This is a genomic window from Sporosarcina oncorhynchi, assembly GCF_033304615.1.
Taxonomy (GTDB): Bacteria; Bacillota; Bacilli; order Bacillales_A; family Planococcaceae; genus Sporosarcina; species Sporosarcina oncorhynchi.
On record NZ_CP129118.1, the window covers coordinates 2,714,972 to 2,728,400 of the forward strand.

11 protein-coding genes are annotated in these 13,429 nt (G+C 44.4%); 4 read left to right on the forward strand and 7 right to left on the reverse strand.

From position 1 onward, the window contains the following. The first annotated feature begins 12 nt into the window (after positions 1-12). Positions 13-2,631, forward strand: a complete 2,619-nt coding sequence (locus QWT69_RS13265) for a CBS domain-containing protein (RefSeq protein ID WP_317966353.1) — start codon at positions 13-15, stop codon at positions 2,629-2,631. 12 nt (positions 2,632-2,643) lie between these two features. After that, positions 2,644-3,123: a GNAT family N-acetyltransferase gene (locus QWT69_RS13270; protein WP_317966354.1), complete on the forward strand. Its 480-nt coding sequence runs from the start codon at positions 2,644-2,646 to the stop codon at positions 3,121-3,123. 41 nt (positions 3,124-3,164) lie between these two features. On the opposite strand, the gene QWT69_RS13275 is transcribed toward QWT69_RS13270, so the two are convergent. Together QWT69_RS13275 and QWT69_RS13280 are read right to left on the reverse strand one after the other, a co-directional pair. After that, on the reverse strand, positions 3,165-3,683 hold the full coding sequence (locus QWT69_RS13275) for a hypothetical protein (RefSeq protein ID WP_317966355.1): 519 nt from the start codon (positions 3,681-3,683) through the stop codon (positions 3,165-3,167). 38 nt (positions 3,684-3,721) lie between these two features. Further along, positions 3,722-5,314: an aminotransferase class V-fold PLP-dependent enzyme gene (locus tag QWT69_RS13280; RefSeq protein ID WP_317966356.1), complete on the reverse strand. Its 1,593-nt coding sequence runs from the start codon at positions 5,312-5,314 to the stop codon at positions 3,722-3,724. 320 nt (positions 5,315-5,634) lie between these two features. Here QWT69_RS13280 and QWT69_RS13285 point away from each other — a divergent pair, with 320 nt between their 5' ends. Next, positions 5,635-6,885, forward strand: a complete 1,251-nt coding sequence (locus QWT69_RS13285) for a hypothetical protein (RefSeq protein WP_317966357.1) — start codon at positions 5,635-5,637, stop codon at positions 6,883-6,885. A 58-nt stretch (positions 6,886-6,943) separates the two neighbouring features. On the opposite strand, the gene QWT69_RS13290 is transcribed toward QWT69_RS13285, so the two are convergent. Beyond that, positions 6,944-7,564, reverse strand: coding sequence for an NUDIX hydrolase (locus tag QWT69_RS13290; RefSeq protein ID WP_317966359.1), 621 nt, complete (start codon positions 7,562-7,564; stop codon positions 6,944-6,946). A 513-nt stretch (positions 7,565-8,077) separates the two neighbouring features. Here QWT69_RS13290 and gltS point away from each other — a divergent pair. Continuing rightward, the gene (gene gltS, locus QWT69_RS13295; RefSeq protein ID WP_317966361.1) at positions 8,078-9,265 is read left to right on the forward strand and encodes a sodium/glutamate symporter; all 1,188 of its coding nucleotides are present in this window, start codon (positions 8,078-8,080) and stop codon (positions 9,263-9,265) included. 207 nt (positions 9,266-9,472) lie between these two features. Here gltS and QWT69_RS13300 read toward each other — a convergent pair whose 3' ends face one another. The 4 genes from QWT69_RS13300 to QWT69_RS13315 form a co-directional block, all read right to left on the reverse strand. After that, entirely contained in the window at positions 9,473-10,372 is a 900-nt protein-coding gene (locus QWT69_RS13300; RefSeq protein ID WP_317966363.1) for a 3-hydroxyacyl-CoA dehydrogenase, read from the reverse strand. A gap of 103 nt (positions 10,373-10,475) precedes the next feature. Beyond that, positions 10,476-11,945: a methyl-accepting chemotaxis protein gene (locus QWT69_RS13305; RefSeq protein ID WP_317966365.1), complete on the reverse strand. Its 1,470-nt coding sequence runs from the start codon at positions 11,943-11,945 to the stop codon at positions 10,476-10,478. 192 nt (positions 11,946-12,137) lie between these two features. Further along, positions 12,138-12,380: a hypothetical protein gene (locus QWT69_RS13310; RefSeq protein WP_317966367.1), complete on the reverse strand. Its 243-nt coding sequence runs from the start codon at positions 12,378-12,380 to the stop codon at positions 12,138-12,140. A gap of 87 nt (positions 12,381-12,467) precedes the next feature. Beyond that, positions 12,468-13,391 (reverse strand): tetratricopeptide repeat protein, encoded by a 924-nt coding sequence (locus tag QWT69_RS13315; protein ID WP_317966369.1) that lies wholly within the window; start codon positions 13,389-13,391, stop codon positions 12,468-12,470. Positions 13,392-13,429: the final 38 nt, after the last annotated feature.

Consider the following 13,429-nt stretch of genomic DNA (forward strand, 5'->3'; position numbering starts at 1 on the left):
GAGGTTTACATCTTGCAGATTATTATTTCACACGTCAATACAGACTTTGACGCGCTCGCTTCTATGATTGCAGCAAAAAAACTCTATCCGGACGCGCAACTCATCCTTTCCGACAAACTGGAAACCCGTGTACAACGTTTTCTAAACATTTACCGAGATATGTTCGACTTTCTGCCAGCTTCACATGTGGACTGGGAAAACGTGACGGAAATGATCATTGTAGACGTCGCTTCGCTATCGCGCATCGGTAAACTCCCGTCCGATTTCGATCCGAACACGCGCAACATCATCGTCTACGACCACCATCCGAAAGATGAAAAGGATGTGCAATATGATGAAGGCATCATCGAACTGACAGGCGCTGCCGTTACACTGCTTCTTGAAGAAATACAAAATCGCAATGTGCCGATTACAAGCTTTGAAGCCTCGTTGTTCGGCCTCGGCATCTATACGGATACAGGCAACTTCACATATAACAATACGACTGCGCGTGACCTGCAGATGGCCGGTTTTCTAGTCGGACAAGGCATGAACCTTGAAATGATCCAGCGGTTCTCAGAGGAAACACTGACGCCTCCACAACAGCAATTACTGGAGAATCTTCTCTTGCATACGGAAATCCATGAAGTGGACGGTCTTGACATTGCCATCAGTACATATGCGTTGGAAAAGTTCCAGAACGGACTTGCTATGGTCACCCATAAATTACATGGCATGAAAGGAACGGATGCAGCGATTGCCGTTGTCAAAATGAAAAACTCCGTCTGCGTCGTTGGGCGTGCGAATTCAGAACGGATTTCGCTTCAACCGATTTTGCAGAAACTCGGGGGCGGCGGTCATCGGCACGCGGGTTCGGCCACTGTTAAAAAAGGAGACCCGGACGCGATTTTAAAGCAAATCATTGAAGATCTTGACCTGATGCTTAAGCCCGCTATTACGGCTAAGGAACTAATGGCGCGTCCTGTGAAGACACTGTCGCCACAGACAACGATTGAAGAAGCAGGCCGTCTCATGTATCGGTACGGCCATTCGGGTTATCCGATTGTCGAGGATGGCAAATTAGTTGGTCTGATTACGCGCAGGGATTTGGATAAAGCGAATCACCACGGGCTTGGACATGCTCCTGTAAAAGCGTATATGACAACGAATGTCATTACGATTGGTCCCGATGCGACGCTGGAAGAGATTCAGGAACTTGTTATCGAGCATAATATCGGCAGGTTGCCCGTTATCGAAAACCGCGATATCATCGGCATTGTTACACGGACAAATATTATTGAAGTGTTGCATCAAGATGTGTTGGCGGATGCTAAGCTTGAAGAAGGTTTGAGCACGGAAAAACTGATGGAAAAGATGGAACAACAGCTGCCTGAAGATGTCTACCGTCTATTGAAAGAGATTGGAGAGACAGCAAGCGAACTAGAGACGCCTGTTTTTCTAATTGGTGGGATTGTCCGGGACATTTTGCTCGACCGGCCGAATGAAGACATTGACATTGTAGCTGAAGGTGATGGAATTCGCCTTGCCAGGGGCTTGAAAGATGCGTATGGTGGTGAAGTTGTGGAGCATGAAAGCTTCGGCACGGCGACATGGTTGACCACATCTGGCTTATCCATCGATGTCGTATCATCCCGTCTTGAATACTACGAAAAGCCGGCAGCATTACCGGAAGTCGAGACATCTGTATTAGGCGATGATTTGCAGCGGCGCGATTTCACGATTAATGCGATGGCAATCCGGCTGAATGAAGAAGCATTCGGTGAACTGATTGACCCGTTCGGGGGGCAACTAGATCTTGTGAACAAGAACATTCGAATTCTCCATAACATTAGCTTCATCGAAGACCCAACTCGTATTTTTCGGGCGATTCGCTTTGAAGAGCGTTTTGGGTTTCGGATGGATGAACAAACTGAGAAATTTGCACTCGAGTCCATTGATAAGGTCGTTCATGTATCTCCTCAACGGATTAATGAAGAGATGAAGCGACTCTTCAAGGAGGGTAAACCTGAGAAGGTGCTTCGCCGTCTGTTCCAGTTGCAAGTGTTCCAGCAATTTGGCATTCAGGAAGCGCAAATGGAAGCCGCATGTACATCAGCAACTACACTTGTGAAATTGTATTGGGAGCAGGCACAGACAGAGTCCGCTATAGACGAGGAACAACCGAGCGCGTTCGAGTACTTCCTCTTGCCGTTCTACGGCGATGACAAACTTTTTGCGTCAGCGAAATTCGCTTTAACGAAGAAAGATTTGAATTTGCTCGAGGAAATTACAGAACTGCAAACAGAAACGAACTGGTCAGAGGCTACCCAACCGGGCGATATCCACTTGCGGTTGCATACCTATTCGGATGAAGCCATTCTTTTCGTACTTGCGGCGGAACAAATCCCTGGGCATGATTCCGTCATTGCTTACTTGCATCTTCGACGATCCCTGTCCAAGTTGTTGACAGGAGCTGATCTGATGACAGCGGGAATGAAACCCGGTCCGCATTTCTCAGCTATTTTGTTGAACATGGAAGCCTGTCAATTAAACGGAGACATCACCTCAAAAGATGATGCTTTGCAATGGCTTTCGAATTACGAGGAGAACAGGATCCGAGAAGTGACCGCTGATGAAATAGACACGCGTTAAGGAGATGACAGCATGCGTATTCGTGAAATTGAAGAAAAAGACAATGGCCTAATCGAGAACATCATTAAACGTTCATTGGAATCATTCGGGTTGGCTATTCCCGGCACAGCTTATTTTGACCCTCAGCTCGGCAGCCTAGCTCAATTTTACAAGCAACAACCGAATGCAAACTATTGGGTACTTGTTGACGACAATGATCACGTCGTTGGCGGTGTCGGCATTGCGCCTTTCGGTCAGCAATCCGGTGTTTGTGAACTGCAGAAGCTTTATATCGCACCAAACGCGCAAGGCGGCGGTCACTCCAAGAAACTGATGGAAACGGCACTCGATTTTGCACAACAGCATTATGCGTATTGCTATTTGGAAACGATGAACAAACTGGAAGTTGCGAATTCCCTTTACACGAAAGTAGGGTTCCAGCTTCTCGATGAGCCGCTGGACGGTTCAGAGCATTCTACGATGGATGCTTGGTATATGAAAGAATTAGCATAAAAATAGCAGGCACCCGGATCATGTCCGAGTGCCTGCTGTTTTCATGACTCATCGATAAGAATACCTTCAAACGCAATTATCTGCTGCCGTGTGACTCCGAATTTTTTATACGTAATGCGTAGCCGATCGATTTCAGGAACGGGTTGATTTTCATCATATTCTACCCGTAACACAATACGAAAATTCGAATCCACTTTAAAGCCTTTAAGAGGCAATAAATGATCTGCCAATCCATCGTTTATAACGGTTTCCTCATTTAGCGCACCAATTTGATTCTCTGGTGAATTTTCTACATATGGCTGAATACGAAAGGCATCTTCTTGTGTAAGGACGGTACCATCTTTTTTCAGTAACGCCACTTCCATCAATGTTGGACGACCAATCCCTTCCCACAAAAATTTATACCCCAAATACATCGCTTCCCCATTATCAAAATGCTCTTCCATTACAATCGTATGACTCCTTTTTGAGAATTCACCGTCCCGGATTACATAAGTAGCTGTCCATACGACAGCTATGGCAATGAGCAAGAACGCTATTGCGATCAAGCCTTTCTTCATCTAATTCCCCCTCCCGACAAGCTCAATAGAAATCGTGTTTATTCTAAGCATGTGGGACGACACTTTTTCAAATGTTTCAGTACATCCAACAGCCGCTCAACGGCAACGTCTCCCACGTCGTTCATCACCGCAAGTTGCAACCAATTGCGCTCTGTCAAATACTCACTCTCATAATGCACTCGAAAACCGTTGAGAAACAAGTCGTCCCCAAGTTTCTTTGAAGATTCGTTAGGAGGCAGTTCAATCGTGAGCACATTTGAATTACTTGCAGTTTCTGCAGATAATAGACGGAAACCGAGATGCGCAATCCCTTCACGTAGCCGTTGTGTCTGTAAGTAGATGTGCTCGAAATGTTGCGTCGGACTTTCTAGAATATTCATGAGCGACTGATGCAATGCATTCAGTAAATTGGACGATTGCGTGAACGGGATGCCGCCTTTCATTCCGTAGAGGCCGAGGTCTAAATAACGCGGCAATGTTTCATCAGGCTCAATTTCTGCATGATGACATACAAAGCTGAGCCCCGCGTAACTCGCCAATCCTTTTCCACTGACAGAAGATGCAAAATCCACCTTCGTCAAATTGACCGGGATCGTTCCGAGGGAGCTAGCGCAATCGACAGCGACTCGGATACCGTTTTCCTTAGCGAGCTTCGTTAGTCGTTCCAAATCATTTACTATTCCTGTCGATGTTTCAAGATGTACAAACCAGACCCAGTCATAGTGATGTGATTGAAACTGGTCTTCAAGTTGCTTCATACAAAATGCTTTGCCCCAGTCCTTTTCCGAACAGTCAAACGACAAACCAAACCGTTTCGCATGGTCGGTTAAGCGACGGCCGAATTCACCATTGACGAGAATAAGCCCTTTGCCAGCTATCCGTGACAACTGAGCGGCAACTGCATCGTTTGCGAGTGTTCCCGTTCCTTGCAGTAACTGTAGATGGTTCGCGCCAGTCAGTTCTTTTAACATGTCCGTCGTCGATGTGAGCAGCTGAGCGTAAGCAGGAGAACGATGGGAAACCGGTTCCTTCCCTAGTGCTTGCTGAACACTTTCAGCAATCGAGACAGGGCCAGGCAACAAATTCACCATTGGCAAGCCAAGACGTTTCGCCGCACCTTGCTCAAATGTATCGTGGACGATGATCATCGGAATATACGTTGCTTCTTCCGTACCAACCGGTTCCGCAAACGGGACAAAACCCATTCTCGTATACAGTTTCAGTTCCCGGACAGTTCCCGAAATAACTGCAGCATCATGCCCCGCTTTCAGACACCAATTCACTAGCGCTTGCATGAGTCCAAAAAACGCCCGTCCTGTTCGGTGCGCAGAGTCAATCGCAAGCAATCGAATTTCTACCGGATTCTTTGGTGGATCTGCTAAACGATCTTCAATCTGTCCAATTTTATTATCCAATGAAAACGGACGTGTCGAACGCAGCGCAATCATCCCGATAATTTCTTCTTCTTTGAGACAGAGCACATACGTATTTTCATTATGGAATCGGTCGACCATCAGACCATTTTCGTTCGGACGATGTTGTGGAATTTCCTCCACAAACGTTTTATAGTTTAATTCATGAATTCGCTTCGCATCTTGCGGAAACTGAGCGATTCGATAATAGTAAGTCATTGTTCCGCACCCTTTCTATGTAACCGGCTAACTGTTCAGTCCAACTGGCATTTCCGTCTTCACGTTTAACGTACTTGATTTTCCTTATCGTTCTTATTCCTTTTTGTCAATTCGACAAACGGAGCGAAAAAACCTGCATCGTGACTAGTCGTTAGGTGTCTGTCAGTAGTTATTCACCCATTACAGTTTAGCGCAATTTTTAGTAGTAGTTATAAAGTAAAGCTTTTGCAAATAGGACGTACAAGCGGCATTTTTGATTCTCGACCGGATGATTATGGTAGGATAAGTTTATAGAATTGTAATTTCAGAGGAGTGGTTGTATGGATGAACGGATACAGGCAATTGCAAATAGAGCTTGGAAGGAATTCGGGCTTGAAGAGTATACACTTGAACGTTTTGCGATCTACGAAAAACGGAATGGGCAAGATTATACCGTCAATTTGGAGTGGTATCCAACAGACATCGAGGGGCCGGTGGATGAAGATTTGAACCCCGATGGCACGGCAAGTATTGATTATGATATTCGTACAGGCCGTTTTACGAGTGTCATTTTCACGATGGGGAAAAACTTTTCGACGGTTGTCCCTTTTAAAGAACGGACAGTTGAAGAAGCGGCTGCCTGGCTGGAAAGCGTGACGGGTTTAACATACGAGCAAGACTTTTTCCCGGAATTGGCCAGCAGCAATGAATTCCGATTTGCTTCCCGCGTCGATGGCATTACACTGTCTCCTGGTTTTCACTTGAATGTGGAGATTGGCAAGGACGGACAGTTGATGGTGTTTTCAACGTACGGAGAACTGCCTAACCTTTCATTAATTGAAAAACAGGTTTTCACTCTGACACTTGAAGAAATCGAACCGATCGTCAAAGAGCATCTAACGGTCGTCAACTTCCCTTCTGAAGCCGATGAACGATTCGTTCCTGTTTACGCAATCGATGAAGTATATGTCACGGCAGACGGAAAACGCTGCATTCCTTTCAACATTGACGAACGGATGACTGAAGTTGACTACGTAATGGAATGGGAAGAGCCTCTCGAAGGCAAGATCGAACGCCGGTTCATCGATGCAGGCGAAGAAGTGAGTGTGGATGAGGCTTTTAACGCGGAGACACGAAGCGACAAGAATGAGCTAACTGCCGAAGAGCTCGATATATGCATTACGCTCGTGCGCGATGCTTTGCGGATGGAATATCCGGAAGATAGCGGTAAATGGCGGTTGCAAGAGCTTCGAATTGCCTACAACCAAATTGAGGCTTTCTGTTATACGGCGAGCAAAAATCAGGAAATCTTCCGCCCGAAACTCGTTACACTGATTGACAGAAAGACGATGACTGTTTCGAACATCATCGATAATACGGCGATGCTTGCGATGTTCGATTCCTTTACTCCTGCTCCGGATACGAAAATCGGACAAGAAGAGGCATTCGAAAAAATGGTTCCCTACATCACATTAGACCCAGTGTATGTATACGACAAGATGCAGGAGAAATACGTCCTGTGCGGTTTGTTGGATTCGGATATGGCTATTGATGCCGTCACTGGAGACGTACTGGAATTACGGGACCTTTAACGCCAAGCTAGTTGTGTGGTGCTCATTGCGCCACACAACTTTTTTTGCTTGGTTACGGTCATGCACGAATGACATCCATAAAATGTTTTAAAATTCTTGCTGTCATCCCCCATATCGTATAGGAGCCGTATTCATAAAACCATTCTTCAATTGTACGCTTCCGCCATTGATACTGATCTCCATTTGGGATTTTATCAAAAGGAAACGACTGGGGCGGTGTGATATCCACGTCGATTTCATGCATATACGGCTCGTGGGTGAGCAACCATTGAAGGGGAACCGTAAATACTTCTTCTACTTCGTCCACATTGTAAGACGTAATGATCTCTTTCAAATCTACAATGCCAACGAACGGATAGACAACAAATGACAGAGAGCCCACGTACGGGCTAAGCGAGCCGACCACTTCTATCGTGTCAGGGCTGATGCCTAGTTCTTCATGCGTCTCACGCAAAGCCGCTTCAAGGGGCGATGCATCTGTCGCATCGATTCGTCCTCCAGGAAAACAGATATCCCCTGGCTGGAACCTCATCCGTGACGACCGAACTTCGAACAATACAGACCATTCGCCATCAACCTCAACGAGCGGAATAAGAATCGATGACCGCACAGCCGTACTTTCTCCGATGAATAAATCTTTACTTTCCAGCAACTGCTGTTTCCATTTTTCCAGTTTCATAATTCCACCCCGTTTTTCACAATGCTCTCTAAATTATACCAAAGTTCATGGAGAGGTTCTTTAGCAAGGGAAATTGACAATCATTCATGACATTAATGGTGTGAAAAATACAGCTACTATTCTTCTTCGTTCATGGATATCCTATCCATGCTTTCAAAAGTCCTTACGTAAAATAGTGCTTCCTCTTTATTTTCGACAAATTCCACTCTTTTTTGCGGAAAATCTGTTAAAGTATTTAAGGTCGTTACATTCGGCAGCATGTCTATTTACCGCTAAATCGGGTACTCCAATAGAAAGCCTGGTTTCAGTTCGAATTTTTCCAATACACTATCTAACGCTCATCCATTAATTAACGCTTGTATTGTATGCCTACTATACATCAAAATGGTTTAGGGCGGAAAGCGCTTGACTGCCTTTGAACACGTTCAACAATAATTACGGTAGACAAGCAGCAATTGAAAAACAATACGAGCAAGCTAGAGGATTTCATTTATAAAGGACAGGTGAACACGCATGATAGAAATCAACCAAATATCAACTTTATTTTTAGCGGCGGCACTGTATCTGCTTGGTATGGTACTCGTCAATAGAATCGGCATCTTGGATCGCTTCCTGATTCCTGCGCCTGTTGTTGGCGGCCTGCTATTCGCCGTTATGGCTCTCATTCTCCAATCAACAGGCATTGTTGAAATCAAATTGGACACGTCGTTACAGTCGCTATTCATGATTGCCTTTTTCACGACAGTCGGTCTCGGCGCAAGCTTTAAATTGATTAAGCTCGGCGGCAAGCTGCTTGTCATTTATTTATTGCTCTGTGGTGTAACCGTATTCATGCAGAACGTGATTGGTGTCTCCCTAGCAAAAGTATTTAATATCGATCCATTACTCGGTGTCATGAGTGGAGCTGTTTCCATGAGTGGCGGACATGGGGGTGCAGCAGCATACGGTCAAACCATTGAGGGGCTCGGCATTTCCTCCGCTGTCACGATTGGGTTAGCTGCGGCGACGCTTGGCCTAATTTGCGGCAGTCTGTCAGGTGGTCCAATCGCTAAGTATCTAATCGGCAAGCATAATTTAAAACCGGTTGCAGGCACAATTTCTGAATTTGTAGATGAAGACGAAAAGCCTATTGGGCAGCATTCATTCATGGTCCAAGTTACGATGATTACACTGTCCATGGCAGGTGGAACGATACTTGGCGACATGTTCACCCAAGCAACAGGTTTTGTACTTCCTGCTTATATAGGGGCTATGTTCGTGGCAGTTCTCCTACGGAATATCGTCGATCGTTTCTTACCGGGAACAGTTAACATGAGTGAAATTAACTTAATCGGGGATGTGTCACTCGCTATCTTCTTATCAATGGCACTCATGAGCATTAAATTATGGGAAGTGGCGGGACTCGCACTGCCGCTTGTCGGAATCATCCTTTTCCAAGTAATCTTCATTATCGGATTCGCTGTCTTCATTATGTTCCGCGCCCTAGGCAAAGACTATGATGCAGCCGTTATGGTCGCTGGATTCCTCGGCCATGGCCTTGGCGCAACACCGAATGCAATGGCCAATATGGGAGCAACTGTCAATAAATTCGGTCCTTCCCGTACCGCGTTTCTTGTCGTACCAATTGTTGGCGCATTTCTAATGGATGTCATTTTCAGTGCACCGATCATTATTACGACGATCAACCTCTTGGCACCTTAAATGTAAGGGTTCTCATAATCATGAGCATCCATTGAAGATAGGCAATTAATTAACAGGAGACAGTCACCTATCATCGTGATTGTCTCCTGTTTTATGTATGAAATCAGTAGGATTGGTCTACTGCAAAGAAACTATTCATGAGTGAATCCCGATTCAAAACAAACAAAAAAGGACGGCTAAAAAAACCGTCCCTTACTTAGTTGTCAATCAACCTTTTAAGAAATCTGGATGTGCGAATGCCGGGTTTGGATACTTATAAAATCCTTCTCCTGTTTCACGACCCAGTTTTCCTTTATCAATATAATTTTCTTTCATCAGATCTGCCACTTTTTGTGCGTCCGGGTTTCCGGTTGCTTTCGCTTTCGCGGAAACAATATGATACGCAGTCGTCACGCCAACGATATCTAAGATGGCAAATGGACCAAGTGGTGCGCCTGTCCCAATCATCCATGTTTTATCGATTGTTTCGATATCAGCCACTTCTTTTGCAAGCAATGTTTGCGCTGCATCTAAAAACGGCACTAACAGGGAGTTCAAAATATAGCCAGGCTGCTCCTTATACAACGGCAGTGGTACCATTCCAATCGCCGATGCGAATGTAAGCACATCGTTGAACACGGCTTCGTCCGTACCAGGATGCTTCATGACTTCCGCCGTATTATTTTTCCAAATTTCATTCGCAAAATGGAGTGCTAAAAATTTCTCGGGGCGTCCCGTCGCTTCAGCAAATTGACTTGGTAATAAAGTCGAAGAGTTCGTAGCAAACACTGTTTTTTCAGGTGCCACTTCCCCTAGCTTTGTGTAGAAATCCGTCTTAATACTTACGACTTCAGGAATTGCTTCAATGACAAGATCTGCATTTTCAACCGCCTGTGCAAGGTCGCTATTGAATGAAAGCCGTTCAAATGCAGCGTCCAAATCTGCATCCGTAGCTTGTAAATCAGCTTTGTAATATTCTTTTAATTTAGTAATACGCTCTTTGGCAGTGTTCAATGCTTCATCAGTAATGTCATAAACCGAAACGTTAAATCCTTTAAAAGCTGTTTGATAAGCGATTTGACTTCCTAAAACGCCACTTCCTGCTATAGTGATATTTTTATAATTCATGATCAATTGCTCCTTTCAACCTATAACTCTCGAACTATCATTATTATATCGAAATAACATAAATAGAACATCTTTTTTGCTTACAATTTCTATCTACTTCTCATTACCCGTTCTGCAATTTGCTAACCTTCTGAGCCGTATGATCCATTTCCTCCGCTACAATCCGGCTATCGACCGTTAGATTTTCAATAATTTTGCTCATCTCCTGCAAATTGGCAGAGGTCTCTTCGACGATAGCTGCAAAATTATTCGTTGCATTTTCGATTTCTGTTGACTGCTCAATCATCTCTGTCGAAGAAGATGCAAATTGGATAAGCTCTTCATCGAGAAACACTAGAGTAGAAGCGATTTTTACAATTTGATTGGAAACTTCTTCAGTCGTCATTGTATTTTGTTCAATCTTTTCACTGCTCTCTGACATCATTCTAAAGGCGGCACGATTACTTTCATTCAGTTCAGCTAAATTTGATGTGATTTTCCCGGTAGTTCCATTCGTCACTTCAGCTAATTTCCGAATCTCCTCAGCAACGACTGCAAACCCTTTTCCTGCCTCACCAGCACGAGCGGCTTCAATCGATGCATTGAGCGCAAGCAAATTCGTCTGTTCCGAAATGCCTTTAATAAGAGCAGTAAATTCATTTGTCTCTTTCAATTTATTGGATAAAGACAAATATGTCTCATGTAAATCAGCGATGTTTTTCTTTAATATAGACATGTCAGTCGATAGGATGCCGATTTGCCTGTTTCCTTCAACTGCGACTTCGTTTGCCTCATTGGATTCCTCTTTCAATCGATTCGCTACATGGAAGAAAGAAGCGATTCCGTCTTTCATGGAGACGGTATTTTGAGCAATGGCAGAAATTTGATCCGCTTGCGATTGGCTACCGTCCGCCATCTCTTCCACAACAGTCGACATATTGTTCTGAGCAGACATATTTTGCTGAATGCGTACGTTCATTGCCGAAATTCTCTCGATAATTTCAGCGACACTCCTTTCCAAAACAGCTTTCTCGTGTTCTTGCCGTGTTGCATCTTCAGCAAACTCTCGCGTATATGCAGCCACTTGGCGAAATTGTCCACTCGTCAACCTTATAATGACGACAAACATAATGCCTAACAGTATATACAAGAGGACCGAGTAGCTGAATAGCTCTCCAACCATTTCCTCAACACTCGTTAATCGGTTAGTGACCAATAACACAAAACCGTATATGTACCCGAACAAGAATGGTGTCAGTTTCAACTGAATGGCGGAGAAAATCGCTAAGAATAATACAATTAAAACCGTCTTCACATTCCCTCCGAACAGAATATTTCCGATTAAGGTCAATGTATAGACATGGAATATTGCCGCGTACGGATACCAATTCGGCTTCTTTAAAAATCGGACAAATAAAAAGTAGTAACCGACCACACCTAAAAAGTCGATGCCATATAAAATCGTTGGGCCCATGTCACTTGTTACGGCTGCCAACACAAATGCCGCTAACAATGTAAAACCCATCGTAAGCACCATTAAACGGTTTTTATGCTTTAAATCACTTAATACTAATTGCTCAATCGAGTCCATCATCTTTCCTCCCTATTTTATACTCTACTCTTATATCGATATAATATTTAATATCTAAAGGTATAGATGTTGATATGGACTATTTGGGCAGTAGAAAAGGAGTCCGCCATCCTCTAAAATGATGGTGGACTCCTTTGTCTACTCAAACTGTTGCGTTTCGTTCGAGTAATCACTTATTCAAATTCGCGTTTTTTTCTAGCGAAAACCACCATTTGCGGATATAAATATAAAGTACACAAATAGGATCCCAAATAGGATGATTCTCATATAGGCACTCGCGTCATGTTCGTCTTTCCGAATATCTCTAATTCCAGTAGTTAAACTGAAAACCCCTAGTATAATGACATAAAAAACCATAAATTCATATCTCTTCGTCACTAGGATGATAATCCCTGCCACGATGACGATAACGCTAAGCACAATATCCAGTGTTTTCATGCGTGAACCTCCCCCATTGCGCAGGTTATACCTGTACATCCATTTATGTAGACTGAGCAATTTCTTATTGTTTTCCAGCGTGAACAACTACTCCCCTATTCCGACGTATTCCGGATGGCCATGCTGTTTGCAACCGAATAGATAGCAACCGCCCTCAGTATGCATTTCAAATTCGAATGGCGGTCGGAATCCCGCCTGCAATTGGTCAAACAATTGCTGTAGTCCGCTTAGCTCCCTATGCAACTCATCAATTCTTTCGGCTTTATCGGTTGCCGACCAATGTTCATCACACGGTTCTTGGCGTTCCTCTTCCATTTCAATTGCCTTGTCTGCAATTGCCTGATCAATGACTTGCCTGCAAGCTTCTGTATCTTGCAGATGAAACAAAACATACGCATACCGACTAATGACATAAGAGGAGACAACATACTCTTTCCACTCTTTTTCATACATCTTCCGCGCTTCACGCAAACAGCCGATTTCTGCATAGGCATCGGCGGCTTCGATCGCACCAAGATACTGGTCTGATTGGTCGTTCCAGCGATCGAGAATCGATTTGGCGACAGCTGTTTCTCCGTTTTGAATGCGTACACTTACTTCATACCAACTACTAATATCCGAGTCTTCGGCAATCGAATGAAAACCGTCCGCCGCTTGTTGGAGACGTCCGGTATGGTAGTCGGCAACTGCCAAATTGTGCACCGCTTCTCGTGAGTGCTTGATGGCGAGAGAAGTATGAAGTAGTTCGCGTGCACTTGCCCACTGTTTTTCCTGCAGGGCGATTTCACCGAGCATCGCATACGGAAAGTACGACGACGGATGCATGGCAATCACCTCTTCAAGAAGCGGTTTGGCGCGTTTCGCATCCTCTTCTTCGTATAGATACATCCACGCCAAGTTATTCAGCGCTTGCACGGTTCGCTCTTCCTTAACCGCCTGTTCCAGCAGTCCGAGTGCCTCGCTATATTCATTTGCCTCAAAAAGTTGAAGCGCCTTTTCATTGATTGACATGTTGTTTACCTGCTTTCATTAGCATTACTCATCAAAAT

Bases quoted from the DNA above. Each gene is read 5' to 3' on its own strand.
- QWT69_RS13270 (WP_317966354.1), top strand. From the start codon at position 2,644: ATGCGTATTCGTGAAATTGAAGAAAAAGACAATGGCCTAATCGAGAAC.
- QWT69_RS13275 (WP_317966355.1), bottom strand. From the start codon at position 3,683: ATGAAGAAAGGCTTGATCGCAATAGCGTTCTTGCTCATTGCCATAGCT.
- QWT69_RS13280 (WP_317966356.1), bottom strand. From the start codon at position 5,314: ATGACTTACTATTATCGAATCGCTCAGTTTCCGCAAGATGCGAAGCGA.
- QWT69_RS13285 (WP_317966357.1), top strand. From the start codon at position 5,635: ATGGATGAACGGATACAGGCAATTGCAAATAGAGCTTGGAAGGAATTC.
- QWT69_RS13290 (WP_317966359.1), bottom strand. From the start codon at position 7,564: ATGAAACTGGAAAAATGGAAACAGCAGTTGCTGGAAAGTAAAGATTTA.
- gltS (WP_317966361.1), top strand. From the start codon at position 8,078: ATGATAGAAATCAACCAAATATCAACTTTATTTTTAGCGGCGGCACTG.
- QWT69_RS13300 (WP_317966363.1), bottom strand. From the start codon at position 10,372: ATGAATTATAAAAATATCACTATAGCAGGAAGTGGCGTTTTAGGAAGT.
- QWT69_RS13305 (WP_317966365.1), bottom strand. From the start codon at position 11,945: ATGATGGACTCGATTGAGCAATTAGTATTAAGTGATTTAAAGCATAAA.
- QWT69_RS13310 (WP_317966367.1), bottom strand. From the start codon at position 12,380: ATGAAAACACTGGATATTGTGCTTAGCGTTATCGTCATCGTGGCAGGG.
- QWT69_RS13315 (WP_317966369.1), bottom strand. From the start codon at position 13,391: ATGTCAATCAATGAAAAGGCGCTTCAACTTTTTGAGGCAAATGAATAT.